This window comes from Rhodococcus sp. TAF43 (assembly GCF_052113525.1).
Taxonomy (GTDB): domain Bacteria; phylum Actinomycetota; class Actinomycetes; order Mycobacteriales; family Mycobacteriaceae; genus Prescottella.
In genome coordinates, this window is record NZ_JBFRDL010000046.1 from 21,603 (window position 1) to 47,317 (window position 25,715).

The 25,715-nt window shown below is 69.8% G+C and carries 27 protein-coding genes and 3 pseudogenes; 18 read left to right on the forward strand and 12 right to left on the reverse strand.

The window, feature by feature from the left end; all coding sequences use genetic code 11:
• Positions 1-7: 7 nt before the first annotated feature.
• Together AB4Z09_RS22850 and AB4Z09_RS22855 are read left to right on the forward strand one after the other, a co-directional pair.
• A pseudogene (locus AB4Z09_RS22850) lies at positions 8-998 on the forward strand (heme-dependent oxidative N-demethylase family protein).
• Between the two features lie 131 nt (positions 999-1,129).
• The gene (locus AB4Z09_RS22855; RefSeq protein WP_442240757.1) at positions 1,130-1,681 is read left to right on the forward strand and encodes a maltokinase N-terminal cap-like domain-containing protein; all 552 of its coding nucleotides are present in this window, start codon (positions 1,130-1,132) and stop codon (positions 1,679-1,681) included.
• Between the two features lie 87 nt (positions 1,682-1,768).
• On the opposite strand, the gene AB4Z09_RS22860 is transcribed toward AB4Z09_RS22855, so the two are convergent.
• The 3 genes from AB4Z09_RS22860 to AB4Z09_RS22870 form a co-directional block, all read right to left on the reverse strand.
• A complete protein-coding gene (locus tag AB4Z09_RS22860; protein WP_114721664.1) occupies positions 1,769-2,401 on the reverse strand; it encodes an MBL fold metallo-hydrolase in 633 nt (210 codons plus the stop codon).
• Entirely contained in the window at positions 2,398-3,483 is a 1,086-nt protein-coding gene (locus tag AB4Z09_RS22865; RefSeq protein ID WP_442240730.1) for an S-(hydroxymethyl)mycothiol dehydrogenase, read from the reverse strand. Before AB4Z09_RS22865 ends, AB4Z09_RS22860 begins: the two co-directional genes overlap by 4 nt.
• Before the next feature lie 140 nt (positions 3,484-3,623).
• On the reverse strand, positions 3,624-4,886 hold the full coding sequence (locus AB4Z09_RS22870; RefSeq protein ID WP_442240731.1) for a LuxR C-terminal-related transcriptional regulator: 1,263 nt from the start codon (positions 4,884-4,886) through the stop codon (positions 3,624-3,626).
• Between the two features lie 138 nt (positions 4,887-5,024).
• Here AB4Z09_RS22870 and AB4Z09_RS22875 point away from each other — a divergent pair, with 138 nt between their 5' ends.
• Complete coding sequence (locus tag AB4Z09_RS22875; RefSeq protein ID WP_442240732.1) at positions 5,025-5,174, forward strand: hypothetical protein; 150 nt, start codon at positions 5,025-5,027, stop codon at positions 5,172-5,174.
• A 115-nt stretch (positions 5,175-5,289) separates the two neighbouring features.
• Here AB4Z09_RS22875 and AB4Z09_RS22880 read toward each other — a convergent pair whose 3' ends face one another.
• Positions 5,290-5,511: a hypothetical protein gene (locus AB4Z09_RS22880; protein ID WP_442240733.1), complete on the reverse strand. Its 222-nt coding sequence runs from the start codon at positions 5,509-5,511 to the stop codon at positions 5,290-5,292.
• Positions 5,512-5,573: 62 nt separating this feature from the next.
• On the opposite strand from AB4Z09_RS22880, the gene yczR reads away from it, so the two are divergent.
• The gene (gene yczR / locus AB4Z09_RS22885) at positions 5,574-7,055 is read left to right on the forward strand and encodes a MocR-like transcription factor YczR (RefSeq protein WP_442240734.1); all 1,482 of its coding nucleotides are present in this window, start codon (positions 5,574-5,576) and stop codon (positions 7,053-7,055) included.
• A gap of 68 nt (positions 7,056-7,123) precedes the next feature.
• On the forward strand, positions 7,124-7,999 hold the full coding sequence (locus AB4Z09_RS22890) for an alpha/beta fold hydrolase (protein WP_442240735.1): 876 nt from the start codon (positions 7,124-7,126) through the stop codon (positions 7,997-7,999).
• A gap of 60 nt (positions 8,000-8,059) precedes the next feature.
• On the opposite strand, the gene AB4Z09_RS22895 is transcribed toward AB4Z09_RS22890, so the two are convergent.
• Entirely contained in the window at positions 8,060-9,160 is a 1,101-nt protein-coding gene (locus tag AB4Z09_RS22895) for a CaiB/BaiF CoA transferase family protein (RefSeq protein ID WP_174912921.1), read from the reverse strand.
• A gap of 130 nt (positions 9,161-9,290) precedes the next feature.
• Between AB4Z09_RS22895 and AB4Z09_RS22900 the strand changes: the two genes are divergently transcribed.
• Complete coding sequence (locus tag AB4Z09_RS22900) at positions 9,291-9,671, forward strand: VOC family protein (RefSeq protein WP_114721674.1); 381 nt, start codon at positions 9,291-9,293, stop codon at positions 9,669-9,671.
• Between the two features lie 4 nt (positions 9,672-9,675).
• Positions 9,676-10,392, forward strand: a complete 717-nt coding sequence (locus AB4Z09_RS22905) for an alpha/beta fold hydrolase (protein WP_442240736.1) — start codon at positions 9,676-9,678, stop codon at positions 10,390-10,392.
• On the opposite strand, the gene AB4Z09_RS22910 is transcribed toward AB4Z09_RS22905, so the two are convergent.
• Positions 10,389-10,814 (reverse strand): hypothetical protein, encoded by a 426-nt coding sequence (locus tag AB4Z09_RS22910; RefSeq protein ID WP_442240737.1) that lies wholly within the window; start codon positions 10,812-10,814, stop codon positions 10,389-10,391. The two genes, AB4Z09_RS22905 and AB4Z09_RS22910, sit on opposite strands and share 4 nt — an antisense overlap.
• A 41-nt stretch (positions 10,815-10,855) precedes the next feature.
• Between AB4Z09_RS22910 and purT the strand changes: the two genes are divergently transcribed.
• Both purT and AB4Z09_RS22920 read left to right on the forward strand, forming a co-directional pair.
• Positions 10,856-12,070 (forward strand): formate-dependent phosphoribosylglycinamide formyltransferase, encoded by a 1,215-nt coding sequence (gene purT / locus AB4Z09_RS22915; RefSeq protein ID WP_442240738.1) that lies wholly within the window; start codon positions 10,856-10,858, stop codon positions 12,068-12,070.
• Between the two features lies 1 nt (position 12,071).
• Positions 12,072-12,554 carry a DUF456 domain-containing protein gene (locus AB4Z09_RS22920; RefSeq protein ID WP_174912912.1) on the forward strand — a complete coding sequence of 161 codons (483 nt, stop codon included), beginning with the start codon at positions 12,072-12,074 and terminating at the stop codon, positions 12,552-12,554.
• 17 nt (positions 12,555-12,571) lie between these two features.
• Here the strand turns inward: AB4Z09_RS22920 and AB4Z09_RS22925 are convergent, their stop codons facing one another.
• Positions 12,572-13,228: a response regulator gene (locus AB4Z09_RS22925; RefSeq protein ID WP_114721684.1), complete on the reverse strand. Its 657-nt coding sequence runs from the start codon at positions 13,226-13,228 to the stop codon at positions 12,572-12,574.
• Complete coding sequence (locus tag AB4Z09_RS22930; RefSeq protein WP_174912910.1) at positions 13,225-14,463, reverse strand: sensor histidine kinase; 1,239 nt, start codon at positions 14,461-14,463, stop codon at positions 13,225-13,227. Before AB4Z09_RS22930 ends, AB4Z09_RS22925 begins: the two co-directional genes overlap by 4 nt.
• Positions 14,464-14,572: 109 nt before the next feature.
• Here AB4Z09_RS22930 and AB4Z09_RS22935 point away from each other — a divergent pair, with 109 nt between their 5' ends.
• Together AB4Z09_RS22935 and AB4Z09_RS22940 are read left to right on the forward strand one after the other, a co-directional pair.
• Complete coding sequence (locus AB4Z09_RS22935) at positions 14,573-14,755, forward strand: hypothetical protein (protein ID WP_174912907.1); 183 nt, start codon at positions 14,573-14,575, stop codon at positions 14,753-14,755.
• Positions 14,745-15,455 carry a GAP family protein gene (locus tag AB4Z09_RS22940; protein WP_254622635.1) on the forward strand — a complete coding sequence of 237 codons (711 nt, stop codon included), beginning with the start codon at positions 14,745-14,747 and terminating at the stop codon, positions 15,453-15,455. Before AB4Z09_RS22935 ends, AB4Z09_RS22940 begins: the two co-directional genes overlap by 11 nt.
• Before the next feature lie 23 nt (positions 15,456-15,478).
• Here AB4Z09_RS22940 and AB4Z09_RS22945 read toward each other — a convergent pair whose 3' ends face one another.
• Together AB4Z09_RS22945 and AB4Z09_RS22950 are read right to left on the reverse strand one after the other, a co-directional pair.
• Entirely contained in the window at positions 15,479-16,279 is an 801-nt protein-coding gene (locus AB4Z09_RS22945) for an amidohydrolase family protein (protein ID WP_442240758.1), read from the reverse strand.
• 12 nt (positions 16,280-16,291) lie between these two features.
• Positions 16,292-17,548, reverse strand: a pseudogene (locus AB4Z09_RS22950) (FAD-dependent oxidoreductase); the annotation flags it as partial.
• A gap of 311 nt (positions 17,549-17,859) precedes the next feature.
• Between AB4Z09_RS22950 and AB4Z09_RS22955 the strand changes: the two are divergent.
• The 5 genes and pseudogenes from AB4Z09_RS22955 to AB4Z09_RS22975 all read left to right on the forward strand — a co-directional run bounded on the left by AB4Z09_RS22955 (position 17,860) and on the right by AB4Z09_RS22975 (position 22,493).
• Positions 17,860-18,282, forward strand: a complete 423-nt coding sequence (locus tag AB4Z09_RS22955; protein WP_442240739.1) for an Rv0361 family membrane protein — start codon at positions 17,860-17,862, stop codon at positions 18,280-18,282.
• A gap of 79 nt (positions 18,283-18,361) precedes the next feature.
• A pseudogene (locus AB4Z09_RS22960) lies at positions 18,362-18,631 on the forward strand (rhodanese-like domain-containing protein); the annotation flags it as partial.
• A complete protein-coding gene (locus AB4Z09_RS22965) occupies positions 18,517-19,764 on the forward strand; it encodes an O-succinylhomoserine sulfhydrylase (protein WP_442240740.1) in 1,248 nt (415 codons plus the stop codon). The pseudogene AB4Z09_RS22960 and the gene AB4Z09_RS22965, both read left to right, overlap by 115 nt.
• A 93-nt stretch (positions 19,765-19,857) precedes the next feature.
• Positions 19,858-21,207 (forward strand): bifunctional adenosylcobinamide kinase/adenosylcobinamide-phosphate guanylyltransferase, encoded by a 1,350-nt coding sequence (locus AB4Z09_RS22970; protein WP_442240759.1) that lies wholly within the window; start codon positions 19,858-19,860, stop codon positions 21,205-21,207.
• A 143-nt stretch (positions 21,208-21,350) separates the two neighbouring features.
• The gene (locus AB4Z09_RS22975; RefSeq protein WP_174912895.1) at positions 21,351-22,493 is read left to right on the forward strand and encodes a serine hydrolase domain-containing protein; all 1,143 of its coding nucleotides are present in this window, start codon (positions 21,351-21,353) and stop codon (positions 22,491-22,493) included.
• A gap of 11 nt (positions 22,494-22,504) precedes the next feature.
• On the opposite strand, the gene AB4Z09_RS22980 is transcribed toward AB4Z09_RS22975, so the two are convergent.
• Positions 22,505-23,320 carry an HAD-IIA family hydrolase gene (locus AB4Z09_RS22980; RefSeq protein WP_114721828.1) on the reverse strand — a complete coding sequence of 272 codons (816 nt, stop codon included), beginning with the start codon at positions 23,318-23,320 and terminating at the stop codon, positions 22,505-22,507.
• Positions 23,317-24,321, reverse strand: coding sequence for an alpha/beta hydrolase (locus AB4Z09_RS22985; RefSeq protein ID WP_174912890.1), 1,005 nt, complete (start codon positions 24,319-24,321; stop codon positions 23,317-23,319). The genes AB4Z09_RS22980 and AB4Z09_RS22985 overlap by 4 nt, the downstream gene beginning before the upstream one ends.
• Before the next feature lie 152 nt (positions 24,322-24,473).
• On the opposite strand from AB4Z09_RS22985, the gene AB4Z09_RS22990 reads away from it, so the two are divergent.
• Complete coding sequence (locus AB4Z09_RS22990) at positions 24,474-25,202, forward strand: hypothetical protein (RefSeq protein ID WP_174912887.1); 729 nt, start codon at positions 24,474-24,476, stop codon at positions 25,200-25,202.
• On the forward strand, positions 25,199-25,684 hold the full coding sequence (locus tag AB4Z09_RS22995) for an RDD family protein (protein WP_174912884.1): 486 nt from the start codon (positions 25,199-25,201) through the stop codon (positions 25,682-25,684). The genes AB4Z09_RS22990 and AB4Z09_RS22995 overlap by 4 nt, the downstream gene beginning before the upstream one ends.
• Positions 25,685-25,715 lie beyond the last annotated feature (31 nt).

Here is a 25,715-nt window from a genome sequence, read left to right on the forward strand (position 1 = left end):
TACCGCAATGGATTCCCGGGTGCCGCCGCGGGTGGCCGCCTTCCCGTTCCCCCGCGACACCTACCGGTACAGCACCAACGTCGAGCCCGCCGGCGGCCGCGCGGTGACCGCCGCGGGTGGCTGGGGCGAGCACGTCGTCGACGTCGACGAGCGCTATCTGACCGAACTCGCCGAACGCGACCGCATCCTGGCGGCGGATCCCGCCCGGTTCCAGGCGTTGCCGCACATGGAGATCGCGCAGTGGGACGCGATGCTCACGATCATGCGGTCGCTGGCGGCGTCGTATCCGAGGGTGATGTCGCTCGAGCGTGACGGCGGGATCTGGCGGTGGACCAACCACGCCATCGACCTCGAGCAGGCGTTCGTGCACGGGGAACGGGCGACGCTGCCGGAGCCGCCGCTGCGGTTCATCGGCCGGCAGATCCAGGAGGACGTCGTGCTGCTCGACCAGCGCGAGGGGCAGCTGTGGGGCGACGCGGGCCTGGTGACGTTCGCGGCGGACTGGTCGCTACGGTTCGACGTCGGCATGAGCTTCCTGCAGATCCACGGCCCCGTCCCACGGATCCACGCCGAGGGCGTTGTCACGCGAGCGCAGAGCTTCCTGATGCGGCTCGAGACGGGACAGCAGTTCCGGCGGACCAACTGGACGCTCACGGTCGACGGCCGGCTCGACACCTCCACCGAGACGTACCCGGAGTGGGGGCGGGACCGGCGGGCGCTCGCGGACGGTCCGCTCGCAGAGGTGGGGGAGCGGCTGCACCTGCGGGTGGAGGTGCAGCACCTTGATCCGCCTCGGCGCCTCGGGCGCGATCATGTTCCTGGTCCGCACCCACATGCTGCCGTTCACCGACATCGTGCTGGTCCCCGAGTGGGCGCAGCGGCTGCACGCCGTCCTGTCCGAGCTGCCCGACGACATGGCCGAGTACAAGGGCATCACCCGGATCCGGCAGCCCGGCATCGACTGGCTGGCGCGCTACGGCGTCCGATTCGGGAGCTGAAGGGACCGTTCGTACGCTGCGCGCGCACGAACGGACCCTTCCAGCCAGGGGCGGCGGTTACGATCGGCCACATGGCCATCCTGCATGCCGCACAGCTGTCGCCCTCCAAGCCCGAACTGATCGCAGCCTGGATGCTGGCGGCGCCCTACTACTCGGGCGGGGCGCCCACGCTCACGCCGGTCGGTGCGTACCGCTTCGACGATCCCGCCGGCGAGGTCGGCATCGAGACGCACCTGGTGCGCGACGCCGACGGCACGATCTACCAGGTGCCCCTGACCTACCGCTCGGCACCGCTCGCGGGGGCACGGCTGGCGGGCGAGATGGAGCACTCGGTGCTCGGGCACCGCTACGTGTACGACGCCACCACCGACCCCGTCTACGTGCAGCAGTTGCTCGCGACGATCTACGGCGGTGGCCGTGAGGTGGAACAGTACGTCGAGGTCGAGGGCTCCGAGCCGAGGCTGATCGACAACACCGCCTACGCGTCGGGCAGCGGTGTGACCGGCGCCCCGACGCCCACCGTCACTGGTGTCGGCGTCGCCGCGGACGGCCCGGACACCGTGATCAGTGCGGGTGGGACCACCGTCGTGGTGCACCACCGCCCGCTCGATGTCGAGCCGGGCGGGCCGGTCCTGCAGGGCGAATGGGACGGCGGCCGAGGAGTTTTCGCGTCGGTGCGCTGACACCGGCTCCCCCCCCCCCGGATAGCAGAATGTCACATACGTTCAGTTGGACTGAACGTATGTGACATTCGGTCACGCGAGGGGAGGTCAGTTGCCCCGCGCGATCCACTCCTCGAGGTGCGGCGACTCGGTGCCGAGGGTGGTGCCGTCGCCGTGCCCGGTGTGCACGCGGGTCTCGGCGGGCAGCGCGAACAGCTTGTCGCGGATCGACCCGATGATCGTCGGGAAGTCCGAGAACGAGCGGCCGGTGGCGCCCGGACCCCCGGAGAACAGGGTGTCGCCGGAGAACAGCTCGCCGGCCTCGGGCAGGTACAGGCACGTCGAGCCGGGAGAGTGGCCCGGGGTGTGGATGGCCTGGATCTCGGTGCCCGCCACCGCGATCCGCTGACCGTCCTCGAGCGCCTGGTGTCGGACACCCGGGTGGGTCATCTGCCACAGGACGTCGTCGGCCGGGTTCAGCAGGATCGGGGCGTCCAGCTTCTCGGCCAGCTCCGGTGCGACGGTGACGTGGTCGTTGTGACCGTGCGTGCACACGATCCCGACCACCTTGCGGCCGCCGACGGCGTCGATGATCGGCTGCGCGGTGTGCGCGGCGTCGATCACCACCACCTCGTCGTCGTCACCGACGAGCCAGATGTTGTTGTCGACATCCCAGGTGCCGCCGTCGAGTTCGAACGTTCCCGACGTGACGACGCGGTCGACGCGCAACGCGCCGCTCACAGGACCACCACCGAGCGCAGCACCTCGCCGCGGTGCATCGTCTCGAACGCCTGCTCGACGTCCTCGAGCTTGATCCGCTCGGTCACGAACTTCTCGAGCGGCAGGCGACCCTGCTGGTACAGGTCGACGAGCATCGGGAAGTCGCGCTCGGGCAGGCAGTCGCCGTACCACGACGACTTGAGTGAGCCGCCGCGCGAGAAGAAGTCGACCAGCGGCATCTCGAGCGTCATGTCCGGGGTGGGCACGCCGACGAGGACGACGGTGCCGGCGAGATCGCGCGCGTAGAACGCCTGCTTCCAGGTCTCGGGGCGGCCGACGGCGTCGACCACGACGTCGGTGCCGAAGCCGTCGGTAAGTTCCTGGATCGCCTCGACGACGTCGACCTTCGACGCGTCGACGGTGTGGGTGGCGCCGAGTTCGACGGCCCACTCGAGCTTCTTGGCATCACGGTCGATCGCGATGATCTTGTTCGCGCCGGCCAGACGCGACCCCATGATCGCGGCGTCGCCGACGCCGCCGCAGCCGATCACGGCCACCGAGTCGCCGCGGGTGACGTTGCCGGTGTTCATGGCGGCACCCATGCCGGCCATGACGCCGCAGCCGAGCAGGCCGACGACGGCCGGATCGGCGGTGGGATCGACCTTGGTGCACTGCCCGGCGTGGACGAGGGTCTTGTCGGCGAACGCACCGATGCCCAGGGCCGGCGTCAGTTCGGTGCCGTCCTCGAGGGTCATCTTCTGCTTGGCGTTGTGCGTGTCGAAACAGTACTGCGGGCGACCGCGCTTGCAGGCGCGGCACTTTCCGCACACCGCACGCCAGTTGAGCACGACGAAGTCGCCGACCTCGACGGTGTCGACACCCTCGCCGACGGCCTCGACGATGCCCGCCGCCTCGTGTCCGAGGAGGAACGGGAACTCGTCGTTGATGCCGCCGTCACGGTAGGTGAGGTCGGTGTGGCACACGCCGCACGCCGCGATCGCGACGACGGCCTCGCCCGGTCCAGGATCCGGAATCGTGATGTTCACGAGTTCGACGGGCGCATCCTTCGAGCGGGCGATGACGCCCCGTACCTGCTGCGGCATGGTTTCTCCACTCCATTCGGTCGACGTGAACACGGGCGCACACATGGTGGGGTGCGCATCCCACTACGAGGCTAGTCATGAGCGGGCGGCCCCGGGACTGGTCGAGCGGAGGGGTGAACCTGGCCGAACGGTCAGGTCGGTCAGGGGATCGGCCGAATACCGGCCTCGCCACCGAGGGCGGCGGCCTCGGCCCTGGTTGCGACGTCGAGCTTGCGCAGAACGCCCGCGACGTGGAACTTCACCGTGCTCTCGCTGACGCCGAGCCGATCGGCGATGACCCGGTTGCGACGTCCCGCCACCAGGTGCCCCAGTACCTCGAGTTCGCGGGGGCCGAGGTCGGTGAGCGCATGGTGCGCGGTGGGTGCCGTCGGCGCGTGCAGCGGCAGTGCCGCGACCACCCGCGAACCCCAGCCGGGCGTCGACTCGATCTCCACGGTCCCGCCCAGGGTTTCGACGCGGGGACGCAGTTGCCTGTCCAGGTCTGCGATGTCGGCCAGGCCGTGGCCGTCGTCGCGGATGTCCACCACCAGTTCGGTCTCCGGGCAGGTCCAGGCGACCCGGATCCGGCCGACGTCTCCCTGCGCGGACAACACGAGTACCGCGCCGCGGACGACGGCGCGGGCCGCGTGGGCCACCTCGCCGGGGACGGCGCATCCGGCCACCGGCGGCTCCACCAGGTCCAGGTCGAGGTTCTGGTGGCGCAGTAGTCCGCGCAGTTCACCGCGGAGGCGGGCGAACGCGGTGACGACGGATTCCTCGGCGAACTCCCGGTGCGTGTCCACCGAGGTCCGCAGACCGATCAGGGCCGCCGACGCCGTTTCGCGCGCCGCCGCGCGGGCGCGGGTGTCGTCGAGGTCGTCGGACCGCAGCGTCGAGAGCAGCGTCTCGAGCGTGGTCGCGTGCACCTCGGTGAGTTCGGCGATGGTGCGGGCCCGCTCGGCGGAGGCCGCCCGGGACTCGGCGAGGTAGGCGGGGCTGGCGCCCTGCACCTGCAACTGGATACCGGTCGCGACCAGCCCGAACATGGCTCGGACGGACTCGAGTGGCACCGTCCGGGACAGTGGGCCGCGCGGAACCACGACCAGCAGGGTGTCGGTGTGGTCGAGGATCGCGTACACGTCGCGGGAGCTCCCCGCGATGGTTGCGCGGCCGCGGTGGATCTGACCGTGTTCGAGATCGGCTCGCAGGGAATCCAATTCGGCGATCGTCACCCGATCGACGATGTTCGGGTCGCCGGCAATCTTGCGGGGACGGCCCGTGCACTCGCGCGTGAAGATCACCAGGGCCGTGTGGGGAACCGTCTCGGTGAGCAGCGTCGAGAACCGGCGTCCGATGTCGGAGAGCCGCCCCACCAGAACATCGCGCAGGCCGTCCAGCAGGGTTTCGGTTCCGGTCTCGCTCACCTGGCCACGATATCGGGACGGCGGGTGGGCCGTCCCGACCCACCCGCCGCTGTCCCCACCAGGGTGGGTCAGGAACCGAAGGGCCATTGCAGTGAGCCGAGCGACGGCAGCTCGAGCGATCCGAGGACGGTGCCGACCGTGACCGGAAGAATCCCGCCCGCAGCCAAGGACACGGCGGCGCTGAGCGATGCCTTCACTCCCGTCTCGGCGAGCGTGCTGGGCACGGTGACCGCCACTGTGGTCGCCACGTCCGGCGTCGTGGCGGTGATGGTGCCGGCGTGCCGTTGATCGAGAACCGAACGGTGCCACCGGAAACGTGGTTTCAGGGAATCGGGGTGAGTGGCCTGATTGATCGGTACTGGTGTGGCTACCGACGTGTCGAGTCGGTCGGGCCTCGGCCCGATCAGTCCAGTCTCGAAATACTGGACTGATCGATGCTGGAGGAGGGCTGGGGGCGCGGTTCGTCGGGTCGCCGAGCTTCGGCGGCGTCGAGGATGCCTGCCAAAGGTGCTGCGGGGCGGAACTGTTCGGGCCGAAACGGGCCCCTCTCGTGCTCCCCGGGTGCGTACCGGTAGACGAACGCGGCCAGGGCAGCGATGCAGAGGAAGGTGATCAGAGTGCTCATGAGCACGATTCTGGGAAGAAGTGGCGTTGAAATGAACGGCCAGTATGCGAATACTGGACCGCATGATGATGCATGCACTCGGTGCCCGGGCGGTGGCGCGCGACCTCGGCGCCTGGCAGGACGAGTCCGGACGGCGCACGTCGCGCCCCGCGTACCGGGCCCTGGCCGACGGCATCCGACTGCTCGTGCACGACGGTCGCGTTCCGTTGGGGACGGCGCTGCCGAGCGAACGTGAATTCGCGTCGGAGTTGAACGTGAGTCGCACGACGATCACCACGGCGTACGCGGTGCTGCGCGACGAGGGCTATCTGGTGAGCCGGCAGGGATCGCGCAGCACCGTAACCCTGCCGGCCGCCGTCGACTCGGACCGGAGGAGGGTCCACGCCCATCTGCCGGTGCCCGAGGGTGTCGGGGTGGACCTCAGCTACGCCGCCATGGTGGCTCCGGCGGAGGAGATCAGTGAGGCTTACACCGCTGCGCTGCAGTCTCTTCCGCCGTTCCTCGAGACCCACGGCATGGAGCCGGTGGGGATAACGGTGCTGCGGGAGGCGGTCGCGGCACGCTACCGCGCCCGGGGCCTCGACACCGACGTCTCACAGATCATGATCACCTCGGGTGCCCAGCACGCCCTGCGGCTCCTGCTGGGCGTCCTCACCGCTCCGGGGGAGCGGGTGCTGGTCGACCATCCGACGTACCCCAATGCGCTCGAGGCGATCCGGCGGGTGGGTGCACGCCCGGTTCCGGTGCCGGTGCGACCGGAGGGAGGTGCGGCCCGCGCCTGGGATCTGGGCGGGATCCGAAGCGCCGCACGGCAGACCGCCGCCCGGATGGCGTACCTGCTGCCGGACTTCCACAATCCGACAGGCCTGTGTCTGGGCGCGCCGGGCCGGGCCGAACTGGCCCGGATCGCCCACGAGACCCGGATGACCCTCGTCGTCGACGAGACGATGGTCGACGTCTGGCTGGATGCGCCACCGCCACCCCCGGTCGCGTCGTTCGCGCGCGGCGCCGGGGACTCCGACGTGGTGACGGTCGGCTCCGTCTCCAAATCGCACTGGGGCGGATTGCGGGTCGGCTGGATCCGGGCCAATCCGGAACTCATCACGCGCCTGGTGGGTTCGCGGTCTGCGCTGGATCTGGGAACCCCGGTCATGGACCAGTTGGCCGCCGTGCGCCTGCTCCAACGGGGCGACGCCCCGATCGAGGTCCGCCGGGAACAGCTGCGCACACAGCGCGCCGCACTGCTCGACGAGCTGTCGGCCCGCCTGCCGGACTGGGTTCCCACGGTCGGCACCGGGGGGATGTCGCTGTGGCTGCGGATGCCCGAACCGGTATCGACGGCGCTGGCCGCGACCGCGCCGAGCCATGGTGTGATCCTGGCGGCCGGAACGCGTTTCGGTGTAGAGGGCGCGTTCGAACGGTTCGTCCGGCTGCCCTACGCGCGACCGGTCGACGAACTCCGGCGCGCGGTGGCCGGCGTCGCGGCGGCCTACGACGCGCTCGGCGTGGCGCGCGAGCCCGCCGAGCCCGCGCTGGTGGTGTGAACGAGTCGCCGCACCCGTAACGGCGGATCACCCCCTCGGTGCGTCCTCCTTCCGCCAGGGTGATCCGCATGCGTGAGATCACCCTCGACCTCGATGCGGTACGCCTTCAAGCCCTGACCTGGGGACCGGAGACCGGCCGGCTGGCAGTGCTGCTGCACGGCTTCCCGGACACCGCGCACACCTGGCGGCACCTGGGGCCCGCGCTGGCGGACGAGGGCTGGCGAGTGGTCGCGCCGTTCACCCGCGGGTACGCACCGTCGGCGGTGCCGGAGGACCACAGCAGTCATGTCGCCGCACTGATGGACGACGCCGTCGCGATCCACGCACGACTGGGCGGCGGGTCCGACGCCGTGCTGGTGGGACACGACTGGGGCGCCACCACTGCGAACGCTCTGGCCGCCCACGCCGAGAACCCGTTCGTCGCGGTGGCGTCGCTCTCGGTCCCGCCGTTCGCGGCCCTGCGGACGCCGGCGGCGGTCCGCGTGCTGCCCCGCCAACTGTGCAACAGTTGGTACGTCCTGTTCAACCAGCTCCCGCTGCTGCCCGAACGCCACGCGGAACGGCTGGTTCGCCGGCTGTGGGCCGACTGGTCACCCGGGTACGACGCCGGTGAGGACCTGCCGGCCGTGCTGGAGGCGATCGCCGATTCGGCGCACCGCCGTGCTGTATTCGGCTACTACCGGAACATGCTCCGGCCGTTCCCGCGTCCGCCCGCGCGTTACCGGCGCTGGGCCGGAGCCGAGATGCGGCTGCCGGCGGTCCCGACGCTCTATCTCCACGGCGGCGGCGACGGCTGCCTCGATCCGCGGCTCGCCGTGCTGGTGGGGCCCGGACTCCCGCCGGGCAGCGAGACCCACGTGATCGAAGGGGCGGGCCACTTCCTCCAACTCGAGCAGCCGGCGGCGGTCAACGCCCGGATCGTGGAGTTCCTCGCCGGGCACTGACGGCGACGCTCGGCTGGGGCCTCCCCGCCGAGCGTCGCGTGCAGACTGCCGTGGAGCGGCTCAGCGCCAGAGCGTGTCGACGTCGGTCGCGCTGTGGGCGGGCGGCTCGGGCGTGCGGTTGGGCGTGCGCGAGAAGCGCGGCGCCGGGGCGTGCTGCGGCACGCCCTCGATCTCGATGATCCCGCCGCGAGCCGCGACGTGCGGATCCTGCGGGGCCTCGGCGAACGTGAGCACCGGGGTGGTGCAGGCGTCGGTGCCGTCGAAGATCTTGGTCCATTCGTCGCGGGACTTCGACAGGAACCGGTCGGTGAGGATCTGGCGCAGTTCGGGCCAGCGGGCGGCGTCGTTCTGGCCCGGCAGCTCCGCGGGATCCAGTTCGAGGCCCTTCAACAGCACGGCATAGAACTGCGGCTCGATCGCGCCGACGGCCATGTACTTGCCGTCGGAGGTCTCGTAGGTGTCGTAGTACGGGGCGCCACCGTCGAGCATGTTCACCCCACGCTCGTCCGACCACATGCCGATGCGGCGGAAGTTCCAGATGATGTGCGACAGCGCGAGTGTGCCGTCGACCATCGCGGCATCGACGACCTGGCCCTTGCCCGAGGTCTGCCGCTCGATGATCGCCGCGAGGATGCCGAACAGCAGGAACATCGAGCCACCGCCGAAGTCGCCCACCATGTTCAGCGGCGGCACCGGACGCTCGCCCTTGCGGCCGATCGCATGCAGGACGCCGGTCAGCGAGATGTAGTTGATGTCGTGACCCGCGGAGTGGGCGAGCGGTCCGTCCTGCCCCCAGCCGGTCATGCGGCCGTAGACGACGCGGGGGCAGCGCGCGAGCACCACGTCGGGACCGAGACCCATGCGTTCCATCACGCCGGGGCGGAAGCCCTCGATCAGGATGTCGGCGCGACCGAGCAAGTCGAGGACCTTCTCGACGTCGGTGGGGTTCTTCAGGTCGGCCTCGACGACCCGGCGGTTGCGCGCGGTCTGATCCCCGACCGTGCCCTCGGGCGGGATCTGCCCGGCACGCTGCACGCGCACCACGTCCGCACCCAGATCGGCCAGCAGAGTCGCGGCGTGCGGACCCGGTCCGATTCCGGCGAACTCGACGACGCGGATCCCGGTCAGCGGGCCCTTACGCTCGGTCCCTGCAGCAGTCACGGCATACCTCTTTCTGGATGGTCGACCTCATTTCCTGTGACCGTAACCCCTGCGGATGCGACTTTGTGTCGCGGGTCACGGGAAACCGGCCACTTGTCTCCGGCACTGATCGGGGCGCACAGTGGATGGCATGGCCTTCCCCGGAGAACTCGTCGCGTTCCTGGCCAGCACCGACCTGGACGTCTCGTCGATGTTCTACGTCGACACGCTGGGCCTGGCCGTCACCGAGCGCACGCCGTTCGCGCTCGTCGTCGACGGCGGTGGCGGCACCGAACTCCGCATCACCCTCGTCCAGTCGAAGGCCGACACCGGGTACACGGTGTTGGGGTGGCGCACGAAGGATCTGTCGGCGACGGTCGACGACCTGCGGGCCAGAGGCGTCGACTTCCTGCGCTACCAGGGGATGGACCAGGACGAGCACGACGCGTGGACGGCGCCCGACGGCACCCGGGTCGCGTGGTTCCACGATCCGCACGCCAACGTGCTCTCGATCCACCAGCCGCCGGCCTGATCCGGTGGGATTCGCCCTGGCCGCGGGTGCGCGGCTGCACTACGAGGTGCACGGAGACGGCGAGCCGCTGGTGCTGTTGCACGGCAACAGCGAGAACCTCGGCTATTTCGCCGGGCAGGTTCCCGCGTTCGCCGCGACCTACCGTGTGCTCGCGCTCGACACCCGCGCGCACGGTGAATCGACCCGGGGCGACGGCCCACTGGACTTCGAGCGCTTCGCCGACGACGTGTGTGCGGTACTCGACGCGACCGGTGTCGAGAGCGCGCACGTCCTGGGCTACAGCGACGGCGGCAACACCGCCCTCACGCTCGCGCTGCGGCACCCGGCGCGGGTGCGATCGCTGATCGTCAACGCCGCCAACCTCGATCCGGCCGGACTGGGGCCGATGTTCCGGATTCCCGCGACGGCGGCCTGGATGCTCGGCGGTCTGGTGGCGCCGCTGTCGCGAGGCCTCGCGCGGAGACGCGGAATGCTGGGCCTGATGGTGCGGCATCCCCACATCGCGCCGGCCGCGCTCGCCGCGATCGACGTTCCGACGCTGGTGATCGTGGGGGAGCGCGACGTGATCCCCCGGCGCCACACCGACCTGATCACGCGCTCGATCCCGGGTGCCGAACTGGTGGTCCTCCCCGGCGCGGGCCACGCGTCCGCCGAGGAGCGACCCGATCTGTTCAACGCCGCGGTGCTGGACTTCCTGGCCCGCGTGGAGGCGCGCGGCTAGAGGATCTGCGCCGAGACGAACCCGGCGAGCAGCACCGCGAACGCGCCGATCTCGCCGACGACCAGTGCGATCATCGCCACACGCAGTGCCGCATCGGGGCGCTCGAACTGGTTGGTGGTGTCGCGGCGGGCGCCGTGCACGATGTAGCTGCCGATGGCCGCGACGAAGAAGAACACCAGGATCCCCGCGCACGTCGCATTCGCCGCCGTCGGCCAGTCGCTGAGCTCGACGAACGCCGAAACGAGAAGCGTCGCAAACGAGTACAGGAGCGCCGAGCGGTGCGCGATGTCGACGTACGGGTGCGCGAGATGATTCGGCGACGTGTGCATCTGGCGGTACTTCCACACCCCGAGGAGCAGGGCCAGCAGGAAGATGAGCCCCGCCGCGAGCAGCGTCAGGCGGGTGTCGAGGCCGAGTTCCATCGCGACAGTATGACCTGCGGCAACCGCATATAGTCCGACGCATGCGTCCCGACACTTCCGCTGACATTCCCACCCGGATCGGTACCCCGCTGAGCCCGAGCGCCACCCGCGTGATGCTGCTGGGCTCCGGCGAACTCGGCAAGGAGGTGATAATGGCCCTGCAGCGCCTGGGCGTCGAGGTGATCGCCGTCGATCGCTACGCCGACGCCCCCGGTCACCAGGTGGYGCACCGCGCGCACACCGTCGACATGGGCGACCGCGAACAACTGCTGCGCGTCATCGAGGACGAGCGCCCGCACTTCGTGGTGCCCGAGATCGAGGCCATCGCCACCGAGGCCCTCGCCGAGGTGGAGGAGCGCGGACTGGCCGTCGTCATCCCCACCGCGCGGGCGACGCAGCTGACGATGAACCGGGAAGGCATCCGCCGTCTCGCCGCCGAGGAGCTGGGCCTGCCGACGTCGCCGTACGCGTTCGCCGATTCGCTGGACCAGGTGCGTGCCGCCGCCGAGCAGATCGGGTTCCCGTGCGTCATCAAGCCGGTGATGTCGTCGTCCGGCAAGGGGCAGTCCGTCGCGCGCAGTGCGGACGATCTCGAAAGCTCTTGGGAATACGCGCTTTCCGGCGGACGGGTCAACAAGGGGCGGGTGATCGTCGAGGGCTTCGTCGACTTCGACTACGAGATCACCCAGCTCACCGTCCGCGCCGTGGACGGCACGCACTTCTGCGAGCCGATCGGCCACCTGCAGGACGCCGGCGACTACATCGAGTCGTGGCAGCCGCAGGCGATGACCCCAGCCGCGCTCGCCGCTGCACGTGACGTCGCGGAGAAGGTGACCACCGCGCTGGGCGGACGTGGCATCTTCGGCGTCGAACTGTTCGTCAAGGGCGACGCCGTCTACTTCTCCGAGGTGAGCCCCCGCCCGCACGACACCGGACTGGTGACGCTGCGCTCGCAGCGGTTCTCGGAGTTCGAGTTGCACGCCCGCGCGATCCTCGGCCTGCCCGTCGACACGACGTTGGCTGCCCCCGGCGCGTCCGCGGTGATCTACGGCGGCGTCGAGTCGGTCGGTGTCGCGTTCGAGGGCGTCGCCGACGCCCTGGCGGTGCCGGAGACCGATCTGCGCCTGTTCGGCAAGCCCGAGGCGTTCGCGCGTCGTCGCATGGGCGTCGCGGTGTCCACCGGGCCGGATGTCGAGACGGCGCGCGAACGGGCCCGTGAGGCGGCGTCCCGGGTGCGCATCGTCGTGCCGGAGTGACGTGAGCGCCGGGGTCGAGGTTCTGCTCGGCCTGGTGATGCTCGTCGGGTTGGTCGGCGTCGTGGTGCCGATCCTGCCCGGCACGCTGCTGATCGCCGGTGCGCTGCTGGTGTGGGCGATCGTCGACGCCAGCGCTGCCGGGTGGGGCGTCTTCGTGGCCGGGACCGCGCTGATGGTGGGCGCGGGGATCATCAAGTACACGTGGCCCGGACGCCGGATGCGCGACGCCGGCGTCCCCAACCGCTCGGTGATGTTCGGCGGGTTGGTCGGGATCGTCGGCTTCTTCGTGGTGCCGGTGGTGGGACTGCTGCTCGGGTTCCTGCTCGGCACGTACGCGGCCGAGGCGGCCCGGCACCGCACGCACCGCGACGCGTGGGGCTCGACCGTGCACGCCACCAAGGCCGTCGGACTGTCGATCCTGGTCGAACTGTTCGGCGCGCTCCTCGCGGTAGGCCTGTGGCTGGGCGCGGTGCTGTTCGTCTGACCGCCCGGTCGGGCCAGTCACAAGTCGAGTTCGCGGGCGAGCAACGCGGCCTGGACCCGCGACGCCAATCCGAGCTTGCAGAGTACCCGCGACACGTGCGTCTTGATCGTGGGAGCTCCCACCCCCAGTTCCCGGGATAACCCGGCGTTGGACAGGCCCTGCCCCAGCAGTCGCAGCACCTCGAGCTCCCGGTCGGTCAGGTCGGCGAGTGCCGTCGGTGGGGTGCGGCGTGCGGGGACTCGAACGAACTGGTCGATCAACGCGGACGCAGCACGCGGAGCCAGCACGGACTCTCCGGCCGCGACCGTGCGCACCGCAGCGGTCAGTTCATCCGCAGTCGCGGTTTTCACGAGGAACCCCGACGCGCCGGCGCGCAGCGCCCCGAACACGTACTCGTCGAGGTCGAACGTGGTGAGTACGACCACCCGACTGTCGGTGGTGTCGGTAATCGCACGCGTGGCCGTGATGCCGTCCGTGCCGGGCATCCGCACGTCCATCAGGACGACGTCCGGGCGATGGGTGCGGGCGAGGGTCACCGCCGATGTACCCGAATCCGCCTCGGCCACCACGTCGATGTCCGGTTGGCCATCGAGGATCATCGCGAGTCCCGCGCGGATGGCCGCGTGATCGTCTGCCAGCACCACGCGGATCGGCAGTCCATCGCGCTCGTTCATTCGGACGCTCCTCGTGACTCGAGCGGCAGCACCGAATCGACGATCCAGCCGTCCTGTGTCGCGCCGGCGTGGAGTCGGCCACCCAGCAACTGGGCGCGTTCTGTCATGTTGCGCAGTCCCTGTCCTCCGGACGCAGCGGAGGGCTCGTCGCCCGGGCCGCGTGGTATCGGGTTGTGCACGCGCAGCCGAACGGCATCGGCATCCTGCTGGATCGTGATCGAGATCTTCTGACGGGGAGCATGTTTGACCGCATTGGTGATCGATTCTTGCGCTATTCGGTACGTGGCGTGGTCCACGACGCTGGTCAACGTATCGGGATTCGTCGCGACGCTGGCTTCCACGGCGCTTCCGGCCGCGCGCGCACCGACGATCAGCATGTCGAGGTCGCTCAGGCGTAGCGGGGCGCCAGGATCATCCGGATCGCTCTCGGCGCGGAGTAGATCGATCATCGAGCGCATCTCGTCAAGCGCGGCGACGCTCCCCGCCCGGATGGCGGTCAGGACGTTGTCGAGAGTTGGATCGGTCCCGGTCGTCCCTCGAGACAGCGCGGCCTCCGATTGAATCGCGATCGCCGACAGGTGACTCGCGATCACGTCGTGCAGATCCCGAGCCATGCGATTCCGTTCGTGGGCGACCGCGGCCGCCCGGTCCGCCTCCGCGAGGGCCCGCATCGACTCTGCCCGTGCCCGTTCGGCGGCCGCGACCTCCTGGTGACGACGGATCGCGAGCGCCCACCACACGGGCGTCGTGAAGAACAGTGCGAGGACGATCCCCGCCGCCGCGGCCGCACGGCCGTCCTGCCATCCGACGTAGGCGGCAGCAGTGAGGACGACGACCGCCGCCCCGGTGGAGTAGCAGACCGCCCGGCTGACGCGGGGCCGCCCGTACAACACCGCGGCGTAGACGAGATCGGAGAGAACCAGCCACACGGGGACGGTGGGTCCGAGTGCGAGGTCGATGGCGGTCAGGACCGCCCCCACGGTCAGGGCGGCGGCCGGGTACGTGCTGCGGAAGGTGTCCGCAGCGGCGATCGCGACGAGCAGCGCGACCCGAACACCGGCGGGGGTGCTGCTCGGCCCGGTGCCGAGTTGAAATGCGCCGACGGCATACAGGACCAACCCGATGACGAGCATCCCGCCCGCGATCAGGATGTCATCACGGCGGCGTGACCGGGCGGTGTTCACGTGCCGGCGCATCCGCAGGCCGCCCCGCGACGGTTGCAACGGATACGCCATCACTCCATCACAGCACAGTGGACAGCCGGACCTGTCATACCAAGTGATGACGTCGCAGCCGCCCGGCGGCCGATGTGTCACTCCGCAGGGGGCCAGCAGTATTCGTGGCATGCGGCTACGACTTGCGGCAATGTTCGGAGTGTTCCTGATCGTCGCCGGGGCGGCGTTGTGGTTGTTCGCACGCGACGCGGAGTTCTTCTGGTTCCGGGGCGGACCGCTCGGCGTAGCACTCGTGGCGGTCGGGGTGATCGACGTCGTCAGCGCGCGTAGGACCGACACCAGTGGCCGTTGACGTGAACGTGGTGCTGCTGGCGTCGCTGGCAGGCCTTGCGCTCGTGGACAGTACGAGCATCGGAACGCTGGTACTGCCGGTGTGGATGCTGCTCGCGCCCGGGCGCCCACCCGTCGGTCGCATCGTCCGCTACCTGATCGTCATCGCCGTGTTCTACCTCGTCATCGGCGCGGCCCTCCTTACCGCGGGGCGGATGGGCCTCGACGTCGGAGGCCGGATGTTGGATTCGCCTGTGGCAAAGGCGGTCCAGTTGGCCGTCGGCGCGGCATTGTTCGTGCTGAGCTTCCGCTTCGACTCGAAGAAGCGCCGCGAACGTGGCGAGTCGAGTCGGGTCATCCGCTGGCGCGATCGGGCCCTCACGAAGGGCGGGTCCGGCGGTGTCGCCACACTGGCGCTCACGGCGGGAACGCTGGAGTTGGTCACGATGGTCCCCTACCTCGCGGCCATCGCGCTGATCGTCTCCGTGGGAGCGCCCGCTGCTCTGTCGATCCCCCTGCTGGCCGCCTACTGTCTGGTGATGATCGTCCCGGCCGTGACCCTGCTGGGGTTGCGGATATTGGTCGGGCAGCGCGCCGACGGCGTCCTGCACCGGATCGACGACTTCTTCACTCGCAACGCGGACAGCGCCGTGGGTTGGGCGTTGGGAATCGCGGGCTTTCTGCTCGCGATGGACGCCGCGAGCGCCCTGTTCGCGCTATGAGTCATCGTCGCGCCCAGGATCGGTCATTGCCGAGAAGGTCCGCCCGGGCAGCGGTACCACTCTCGCGCGTTGCCGCCGAGGACGGCCTCGAGGTCGTCCCCGACGGCGTCGGCGATGACGTCGACGTCGGCGGCCTCGAACGCGCGGCGGGCACGGGTGCCGGGCAGGTCGGTGCCGAACATGAGGGCCTTCGGGTTGACGGCGTGGATCTGCCGGATGACGCTGCCGACGTCGTCGATCGAGGTCCGCCCGAAGCCGGTGGCCTTCACCTTGGCRCCCCGGTCGACGAGGTTGAGCAGGTACCGCAGCCCGCGCGTCGACATGCCCAGGTGGTCGATGCTGACTGCGGGCAGCTTCGCGAACACCGGTTCGAGCGACAGCAGCAGCGTCGCGTCCACGTAGAACTCGGCGTGCCAGCCCACCAGTTCGTACGCCCGCAGGGCCTGCGTCGTGAGGACCTGGACGTCGGTGGCGCTGCGCCGCAGATTGAAGCGCACCCCGCGGACCCCGACGCGGTCGAGCGCGAGGATGTCGTCGTCGGTGGCGTCGGGGTCGAGGTGCGTGACCCCCACCCAGCCCTCGCCGAGTTCCTCGAGCGCGGCCAGCAGGCCAGGCCCACCGAGCGTGCCCTGGTACGACGCGGTCACCACCGCACCACCGTCGACGCCGAAGCCCGCCATGCGGCGGCGGTAGTCGTCGATCGTGAACGGATCGGGTAGATACCCGTTGTTCTCCACCAGCGGGAACCGCGGATCGATGATGTGCACGTGCGCGTCAAACACGTGTTCATCATGCCTCCCGAAACAGCTGAAGGGGCCCTTCACGCGCTGACGGCGCGTGGTGTACGGAACACCCTTGCCCTCGAGGAACTCGATGATCGCGTCCTCGCCCGGCTCGGCGGCACCCGCGAAGTTCGGGGAGTCCTCGAGCAGGCATGCGATGGTCTCGTTCGCGTCGCCCTTGGTGTGGCCGATCAGGCCGACCGGGCCACGCTTGATCCAGCCGGTGACGTAGGTGGCGTCCATGAAGCGTGACGCGCCGTCCGCAGTGTCGTCCGCGAGGACACGCCCAGCCTCGTTGGGGACGGTGCCGGCCTGCTCGTCGAACGGCAGCTTGGCGATGTTCTGCGACAGGTAGCCGACGGCGCGGTACACGGCCTGGACGTCCCAGTCGTTGAACTTGCCGGTACCGCGGACATTTCCGGTGCCGTCCAGCTCGGTGCGCTCGGTGCGCAGGCCGACGACCTTGCCGTCCTCGCCGAGAACCTCGTGCGGCGACTCGAAGAAGTGCAGGAACAGCTTGTGCGGGCGATCGCCCTGGTCACGGATGGCCCAGTCCTGCAGCGTGTTCGCGACCATGTCGACCTGCTTGGAGCCGCGACGCGCGGCCTCGGAGCCCTCGTCGTAGTCGATGTCCTCGGGGTCGACGATGACCTCGATGGTGGGGGAGTGGTCCAGCTCGCGCAGCTCGAGCGGCGTGAACTTGGCCTGCGCCGGGCCGCGACGGCCGAACACGTGGACCTCGACGGCCTTGTTGTTCTTGAGGCCCTCGTACACGTTCGCGGGGATCTCGGTGGGCAGCAGTTCATCGCCGGTCTTCGCCAGGACGCGGGCGATGTCGAGCGCGACGTTGCCGACGCCCAGCACGGCAACCTTCTCGGCCTCGAGCGGCCACGTGCGCGGGACGTCCGGGTGGCCGTCGTACCAGGAGACGAAGTCGGCGGCGCCGTAGCTGCCCTCCAGGTCGATGCCCGGGATGTTCAGGGCGCGGTCGGCGTTGGCGCCGGTCGAGAAGATCACGGCGTCGTAGTAGCGGCGCAGATCGTCGAGGGTGATGTCGTTGCCGTAGTCGATGTTGCCCAGCAGACGCACAGCGTCCTTGTCCAGCACCTTGTGCAGGGCGGTGATGATGCCCTTGATGCGGGGGTGGTCCGGCGCGACGCCGTATCGGATGAGGCCGAAGGGCGCCGGCATCCGCTCGAACAGGTCGATGCTCACCTCGGTGTCGGACTTCATGAGCGCATCGGCGGCATAGATTCCGGCCGGGCCGGCACCGACGATGGCCACGCGCAGTGGACGAGTCTGGTCAGTCATCTGAGGCGAACTACCTTTTCGATTGGACGGACGTGCTGGTGGTTGTGCGACAGCCGTGTGTGAAGCTCCAGCTTAAACTAAGCCCTACCTAACACGCGGTGCTGCCGCCTGTCGCGGGCGGTGGATTCCCCCGAACCCACCGTCCCCCGCCTTCATGCTAGAACTCGCACGGCGACCGCACCCGATACTCCCGGTGTGTTCTACCCCCGGGTAGTACGCCGTTGTTTGGGAGGTCACAAACAGCGATTGGGCCTTGGACTGTTCGCGACCCGGTTGGAGAGGACCCGGGCCGTCAGGGGAAAATCGCAGGTATGACCGATCAGCAGGAGCCCCTCGACGACCCCTCGCGCACGACGGCGAAGCCCTTCATCCTCGCCGTGTCAATAGTGGCGATCTTGATGATCGGAATTATCGTCTCCGCGCTGCTGCGACCAGCCGAGGAGAGTCGATCCGATGCCGATCGGATCAACGCGTCCGTCAGTGATTTCGTCCGCGCGAGCAACAACGACGATGCCGACGCGATCGACCACATGGTGTGCCAGGGATTTGCCGAGGAACGCTCCCCGATCGCCGGCCGTGAGGGCGAGATCAAGATCGAAGAAGTCACCAATGCGGCCGTGAACRGAACCGCCGCCACCGCGGACGTTCGGATCGACGCGGGCGACGGCAAGGGCGCCGCCACCTCGACGTGGCAGTTCGTCCAGGGCGACGGCATCTGGCTCGTCTGTAACTGACCCGCCGCACCTCCACAGTTCTCGCGTTCTCGACCCTCCGCGTGCTACGCCCCACCGGGCACTGTGGAAAGCTGGGACGGTGAGCTACGCAGGTGACATAACGCCGCAGCAAGCCTGGGAGCTGCTGCGCGAGCATCCGGAAGCCGTGCTCGTGGATGTGCGGACCGACGCCGAATGGCGATACGTCGGGTTGCCCGACACGTCGTCGATCGACCGCCGGACCGTGCTCATCGAATGGGTGAGCTATCCCACGGGTGCGCGCAACGAGTCCTTCGTCGACCAGTTGGTCGAGGCGGGCATCGTCGGTGGGGCCGACGCGGAAGCAGCGCGTCCGGTGATTTTCCTGTGTGGTCCGGCTTCGAGGAGACGTCCGAGGCGATCTACCTCAACTCCGGCTTCGTCTACGAGTCCGCCGAGGCGGCCGAGCAGGCGTTCACCGGCGAGGTCGACCACTTCGTGTACTCCCGTTACGGCAACCCCACGGTGAAGATGTTCGAGGAGCGGCTGCGGCTGCTCGACGGCGCCGAGGGCTGCTACGCCACCGCGTCGGGCATGTCCGCGGTGTTCACCGCGCTGGGCGCGCTGCTCGGCAAGGGCGACCGGCTGGTGGCCGCACGCAGCCTGTTCGGCTCGTGCTTCGTGGTGTGCAACGAGATCCTGCCCCGCTGGGGCGTGGAGACGGTGTTCGTCGACGGCGAGGACCTCGACCAGTGGGAGCAGGCGCTGTCGGTGCCCACCACGGCCGTGTTCTTCGAGACGCCGTCCAACCCGATGCAGACCCTCGTGGACGTCCGCAAGGTGTCGGAGATGGCGCACGCCGCCGGTGCCAAGGTGGTGCTCGACAACGTCTTCGCGACCCCGCTGCTGCAGCGCAGCCTGGATCTCGGCGCCGACGTGATCGTGTACTCGGGCACCAAGCACATCGACGGCCAGGGGCGTGTCCTCGGCGGCGCGATCCTGGGTCCCAAGGACTACATCGACGGCCCGGTGCAGCAGCTGATCCGGCACACCGGTCCGGCGCTGAGCCCGTTCAACGCGCACACCCTGCTCAAGGGTCTCGAGACGATGCCGCTGCGCGTGAACCACTCGGTGGACAGCGCCCTGCGTATCGCGCAGTTCCTCGAGGCCGAGGACGCGATCCGTTGGGTCAAGTACCCGTACCTCGAATCGCACCCGCAGTACGAGCTCGCGAAGTCGCAGATGAGCGGTGGCGGCACGGTCGTCACGTTCGAGCTGGACTCGGCCGAGGGCGAGGGGAAGAAGCGTGCCTTCGAGCTGCTGAACAAGCTGCAGGTCATCGACATCTCCAACAACCTCGGTGACTCGAAGTCGCTCATCACCCACCCGGCCACCACCACGCACCGCGCGATGGGCCCGGAGGGGCGCGCCGCGATCGGTCTGTCCGACGGCGTCGTGCGCCTGTCCGTCGGCCTGGAGGATCCCGAGGATCTGCTGGAGGATCTGGCGCAGGCACTGCGCTGACGCTCGCTGTGTAGTGGCCGAATGTCACACACGTTCGGTCCGACTGAACGCATGTGACATTCGGCCGGAGCGCGAACGGGAGGGGGTTGGGTCATCGACGTCGTACTGCTGGGCACCGGCAGCGCCGACGGGTGGCCCAACCCCTTCTGCGTGTGCGCGTCCTGCCGCACCGCCGCCGCGCGCGGCGAGATCCGCGGTCAGACGGCCGCCCTCGTCGACGGCACGATCCTGCTCGACTGCGGACCGGAGATCCCGCGGGCCGCGGTGCATGCCGGACGTTCCCTCGCCGGCGTCCGCCACATCCTGTTCACCCACGCGCACCCCGACCATGTCGGTCCGGCGGCGCTGCTGTTCCGCGCGTGGGTGCGGCGGGACGAACCCCTCGACGTGATCGGGCCGCCCGAGGCGCTGGACCTGTGCCGCGACTGGGTGGGCCCCGACGACCCGGTGCGGTTCGTCCCGGTTGCCGCCGGTGACCGAATCGACCTGGACGGCTACACGATTCGCGTGCTCGAGGCCGCACACACCGCGATACGTGACGGCGACAGCGTGCTCTACGACGTCGCCGCCCCGGAGGGCGCGCGGATGCTGTGGGCCACCGACACCGGGCCGCTGCCGTCGTCGACGCTGGACGCCGTCCAGGATGCGGGATACGACGCGGTGTTCCTCGAGGAGACCTTCGGGACCCGCACCGACCTCTGCGCCGGACACCACGACCTGACGACGTTCCCGCGCACGCTGGCCGCACTGCGCGAATCCGGCGCGATCACCGACGCCACCGACGTGGTGGCCGTGCACCTGAGCCACTACAACCCGCCCACCCCGGAACTGACGGAGCGCCTGGCGCCGTGGGGTGCCCGGGTGGTGGACGACGGGGCGACGGTGACCGTAGGGGCGCAGACGGTGACCGAGACGCCGGGGCTCCGGCGCACCCTCGTCCTCGGCGGCGCCCGCGCCGGCAAGTCCACGTACGCCGAGGCGCTGCTGGCGGCGCATCCGCGGGTCACGTACGTGGCGACCGGCGGGGTGCACGAGGGGGATCGGGAGTGGGCGGAGCGGATCGCGCTGCACCGGGCCCGACGCCCGGCGGGGTGGACCACCGTCGAGACGGCGGACGCGTCCGCGGTGCTGCGGTCCGCCCGCGAACCCGTCCTGCTGGACTGCCTCGGCACCTGGCTCACCGGACGCCTCGATCACCACGGCGTCTGGACGGGCGGCGATTGGGCCGCTGTGGATGCCGATGTGAGCGATCTGCTGGACGCGATGCGGGCGGTGACGGTGCCGGTCGTGGTGGTCAGCAACGAGGTGGGCAGCGGTGTGGTGCCGCCGACGTCGGCGGGTCGACGGTTCCGGGACCTGCTGGGGCGGGTGAACTCGGCGGTCGCGGGGGAGTCGGAGAGCGTCGTGCTGGTGGTTGCGGGCGTGGCGACACCGCTGCGCTGAGCGCCCACTCCGGGCCTCTGCGCACGGGAACCCGCGCCGGCGCTCGAGGAATGGGTGCTGACGCCGAATCATTCCTGCGGGAGTCGGCGGCGGCCTAGGCTGTCAGGTGGGGCCGCGGCGGGGGTGTCCGGTTCGAGGTGTTCATGACATCGGTACAGGGTCAATGTGATTCGGCGTTCTCGGCTGTCCGCGATGTCTTCGAGGACAGCTTCGCGGACGGCACGAACCTGGGTGCCGCGGTCGCCGTCTACGCCGACGGCCGACCCGTGGTGGACCTGTGGGGCGGCGTGGCGGACCGGCGCACCGGACGGGCGTGGGCCTGGGACACCCCGTGCGTGGTGTTCTCCTGCACCAAGGCCGTGACCGCGGCGGCGGCGCTGCTGCTCGCCGAACGCGGTTACGTGACGGTGGACGCGCCGGTCGCGCAGTGGTGGCCGGAGTTCGCGCAGAACGGCAAGGGCGGCGTCACCGTCGAACATCTGCTCACACACCAGGCCGGACTGCCGGCGTTCGACGAACAGGTGTCGGTGGCACAGGCGGCCGACCCGGCGGCGATGGCGGAGCGGCTCGCACGGCAGGCCCCGGAGTGGGAACCCGGCACCGATCACGGCTACCACGCCCTGACCTTCGGGTGGCTGGTCGGCGAACTGGTCCGGCGGCACACCGGGAAGACGGTGGGACAGTTCGTCCACGAGGAGTTCGGCACCGACCTGTGGATCGGGGCGCCGGCGGGGACGATCGCCCGCTCGGCCCGGATCAGCGTCCCGCGCCGCGGGGAGCCGTCGTCGCCGCTGACGGACGTCGCGACACAGACACGGATCGACTCGGCCTACGCCGAGCCCGGCTCGCCGATCTTCCGGGCCACCACGAATCCGGTTGCGTCGTACAACGATCCGGCAGTGCTCGGCGGCGGATGGCCGGCCGCCGGGATGGTGACGACGGCCCGCGCGCTGGCCCGGTTCTATCGCGACCTCGTGCACGGCGTGTCGTTGAGCCATGAGACGCTGGACGACGCGCTGCGCGAACGGGTCCGCGGCCCGGACCGGGTGCTGCTCACCGACAGCGCGTACGGCCTCGGCTTCATGCGTCCGGCGCAGAGTTTCGAGCTACCCGAGGTGGCCCGTGACACCGCGTTCGGTCACCCGGGCGCGGGCGGGGCCGTCGGCCTCGGCGACCCCGACCACGGACTGACGGTCGCGTTCGTGCCGAACCTCAAGCGCGACTACTTCGCCGGTGACCGTCGCGCGTACCGGCTGATCGAGGCCGCGTACGCCTCGATCGCGTGAAACATTCTCTTTCAGAACGGGTTCGCGGTTCGCCCCACCAGATCGGCCACGGATTCGAGGACGAGTGTCGGACGGTACGGGAACGTCTCGACGGTTGCGCGGGTGGAGATTCCGGTGAGCACCAGGATGGTCTGCAGCCCGGCCTCGAGCCCGGACACGACGTCGGTGTCCATCCGGTCGCCGATCATCAGCGTGTTCTCCGAGTGCGCCCCGATCGCGCGCAGCGCCGACCGCATCATCAGTGGATTCGGCTTGCCCACGTAGTACGGCTCACGGCCGGTCGCGCGGGTGATCAGGGCCGCGACCGAACCGGTCGCCGGCAGCGACCCGTCGCGGGACGGGCCGGTGGCGTCCGGGTTGGTGGCGATGAACCGCGCGCCGCGCTCGACGAGGCGGATCGCGGTGGTGATCGCCTCGAACGAGTACGTGCGGGTCTCACCGAGCACCACGTAGTCCGGGTCGTTGTCGGTGAGCACGTAGCCGATCTCGTGCAGCGCCGTCGTGAGGCCGGATTCGCCCACCACGTAAGCACTTCCGCCGGGACGCTGGTTCTTCAGGAACGTCGCGGTGGCCAGCGCGGAGGTCCAGATCGACTTCTCCGGGATGTCCAGGCCGCTGCGCAGCAGGCGTGCCCGCAGATCCCGCGGCGTCCGGATCGAGTTGTTGGTCAGGACGATGAACGGCGTTCCCGCCTCCTGCAGTTCGGCGAGGAAGGCGTCGGCGCCGGGAATCATGTGTTCCTCGTGGACGAGCACGCCGTCCATGTCCATGAGATAGGTCCAACCGGGGTTCCGCTCGTCGGTACTCACACCACCAGTATCCGTCATGCCCCGATCGCCGGTCCGAGCACCGCCCACGAGTCCTGCATCTCGGCCTCGAACACACCCCAGGTGTGGCTGCCCACGTCCCGGTAGACGACGGTCGCGGGGATCCCGAGCGACCGCAGGCGGGCGTCCATCACGACCGTGCATCGCTTCGTGACCGACTCCAGCAGACCGCCCACAACGCCCTGCGGGATGGCGATCAGCGGGTCGAGGCGGTCGATGGCGCCGGGCATACCGGACGCGGCGGACAGGTACAACACCTTGCCGCGCAACCTTTCTGCCTGCACCACCGGGTCGTGCTCGATCCACTGCGGCCCGCCGCCGGGACCCCACATGTTGTTGACATTGCCGCCGCCACGCAGTTCGACCATGGAGCGGACCATCGCCTGCCCGTTGAAGTCGCTGGTTCCCGCGCACCCGCTGTACGAGCCGACGGCGCGGTAGACGTCGGGTGCCTGGATCGCGAGGTCGAGCACCGGGCCGGCTGCCATCGACACCCCGCCGAGGGCGTTGACGCCGGTGGTCCCGAACTGACGATCGATCACCGGCGGCAGTTCCCGGGTGAGGAAGGTCTGCCACTTGTTGCGGCCCAGCACCGGATCGTCGTCGGCCCAGTCGGTGTACATGGAGAACTTGCCGCCCACCGGCAGCACCACGTTGACGTGCTTGTCCGCGAAGAACTGCGTCACGTCGGTGTTGTTGTACCAGGAGACGCCGTCCTCGCCGCCGGTGATGCCCGTGAGCAGGTAGAACGTGGGTGCCGGCCCGCCACCGACGGGATGGATGACGTCGCTCGAGACCACTCGGTCCATCGACGGCGAGTACACCGAGATGCGGGTGACGCGGTCGCTCACCTGGACCGTCCCCGCCACGTACGCGACGCCCGACGGAGCGGCCCGCGCGGTGAGCGCCCCGCCGAGCAGGGAGACCACCAGCACCCCGACGAGAGTGATCGAGTGGAGGAACCAGTGCCGTGCACCGACGCTCGCCCCAGAGCTTCTCATCGCGCACCTCCGGCCGAATCGGCCTGAATTGCATTCTGGCTGAATGAAGCTCACGCCAGCATATCCGCGGGAGTCGTGCCGGGGTGGCGCTTCCGGACGGCGTCGGACCCGGGAGCGTGCATTTTCCGCCCGATCGGTCTTGGATGTTCGGTATGGACGGCAACCGAACTCCCGATCCGGTCCGCGTCGTGGCCGGATCCGTCGCATTCCTCGGCGACGCTCTGCGCTTCGCGGCGGGCACCACGCTGGATCTCGCGCGCCGCGTGCCCGGGTTGGAGGCCGGTCTGGCCGTGCTCGAGTCGCGTGGCGCCGAGACGCTGCGGGCGGCGGACGAGCTCTCCGACCGCGTGCTGCGGGTCGTGCTGCGCCGAGTGGTGGCGGCCGCGCTGGCGGAGGTGGACATCACGGCCGTCGTCCGCGACCACGTCGACCTCGACACCATCGCGGAAGGCATCGACATCGAACGGATCGTCGACCGCGTGGATGTCGACGCCATCGCGGCGCGGGTGGACATCGCGCCGATTCTGGACCGGGTCGACGTCGACGACGTCGCCGCGCGCGTCGACATCGACCGGATCATCGACCGGGTGGACGTGGATGCGATCGCGGCGCGGGTGGACGTGGATGCAATCGCCGCGAAGGTGGACGTGGACGCGGTGATCGAACGGGTCGATCTGGTGGATCTGTCCAACAGCGTGATCGACGGCGTCGACCTGCCGCGGATCATCCGCGAGTCGACGGGGTCGATGTCCACCGAGGCGGTCCGCGGTGCGCGCAGTCAGGGYATGCAGGCGGACGACGCGGTCGCGGGCTTCGTCGGCCGACTGTTCGGCCGGGGCGAGTCGGATGCGCAGGATCCCGGCACCGGTGGTGATCGGTGACCGGCACCGTCCGCGCGGACCCGCCACATCGTCCGGCCGGTATTGTCACCCGCGGTCTGGCGGCGGTGATCGACATCGGCATCGTGCTGTTCATGCTGGTCGGCGTCTATCTGGCTCTGATGTTCGCGCGGTTGTTGTTCTCGCCGCAGGACTTTCACTTCCCGCAGGTCCGGGCGATCCTGTCGGTGACGACGTTTCTGACACTGTCGGTCCTGTATCTGACGGCGTGCTGGGCCACCAGCGGCCGGACGGTCGGTGCCGTCGCGATGGGTTTGCGGATGGTCAGCCGCGACGGTCGCCTCGTGCGGTGGCCGCGGTGCGCCGCGCGTGCGGTGCTGTGTGTGCTGTTCGGGTTCGGGCTGCTCTGGGTGGCCGTCGACCCGCGGCGCCGCTCGCTGCAGGACATCGCGCTGCGGACGTCGGTGGTCTACGACTGGCGCGCCGACCCCACGATCGTCGAGCACGGCGCCCTGCGCGACTGAGACGGGGGTTACTCCGCGCCCAGTGGTCGGG

Excerpts from the sequence above, each read along its gene's own strand:
- AB4Z09_RS22855 (WP_442240757.1), top strand. The coding sequence starts at position 1,130 with ATGCTGGCGGCGCCCTACTACTCGGGCGGGGCGCCCACGCTCACGCCG.
- AB4Z09_RS22865 (WP_442240730.1), bottom strand. The coding sequence starts at position 3,483 with ATGCCGCAGCAGGTACGGGGCGTCATCGCCCGCTCGAAGGATGCGCCC.
- AB4Z09_RS22880 (WP_442240733.1), bottom strand. The coding sequence starts at position 5,511 with ATGAGCACTCTGATCACCTTCCTCTGCATCGCTGCCCTGGCCGCGTTC.
- yczR (WP_442240734.1), top strand. The coding sequence starts at position 5,574 with ATGATGATGCATGCACTCGGTGCCCGGGCGGTGGCGCGCGACCTCGGC.
- AB4Z09_RS22890 (WP_442240735.1), top strand. The coding sequence starts at position 7,124 with ATGCGTGAGATCACCCTCGACCTCGATGCGGTACGCCTTCAAGCCCTG.
- AB4Z09_RS22900 (WP_114721674.1), top strand. The coding sequence starts at position 9,291 with ATGGCCTTCCCCGGAGAACTCGTCGCGTTCCTGGCCAGCACCGACCTG.
- AB4Z09_RS22910 (WP_442240737.1), bottom strand. The coding sequence starts at position 10,814 with ATGGAACTCGGCCTCGACACCCGCCTGACGCTGCTCGCGGCGGGGCTC.
- AB4Z09_RS22925 (WP_114721684.1), bottom strand. The coding sequence starts at position 13,228 with ATGAACGAGCGCGATGGACTGCCGATCCGCGTGGTGCTGGCAGACGAT.
- AB4Z09_RS22930 (WP_174912910.1), bottom strand. The coding sequence starts at position 14,463 with ATGGCGTATCCGTTGCAACCGTCGCGGGGCGGCCTGCGGATGCGCCGG.
- AB4Z09_RS22935 (WP_174912907.1), top strand. The coding sequence starts at position 14,573 with ATGCGGCTACGACTTGCGGCAATGTTCGGAGTGTTCCTGATCGTCGCC.
- AB4Z09_RS22965 (WP_442240740.1), top strand. The coding sequence starts at position 18,517 with ATGGGTGAGCTATCCCACGGGTGCGCGCAACGAGTCCTTCGTCGACCA.
- AB4Z09_RS22975 (WP_174912895.1), top strand. The coding sequence starts at position 21,351 with ATGACATCGGTACAGGGTCAATGTGATTCGGCGTTCTCGGCTGTCCGC.
- AB4Z09_RS22980 (WP_114721828.1), bottom strand. The coding sequence starts at position 23,320 with ATGACGGATACTGGTGGTGTGAGTACCGACGAGCGGAACCCCGGTTGG.
- AB4Z09_RS22985 (WP_174912890.1), bottom strand. The coding sequence starts at position 24,321 with ATGAGAAGCTCTGGGGCGAGCGTCGGTGCACGGCACTGGTTCCTCCAC.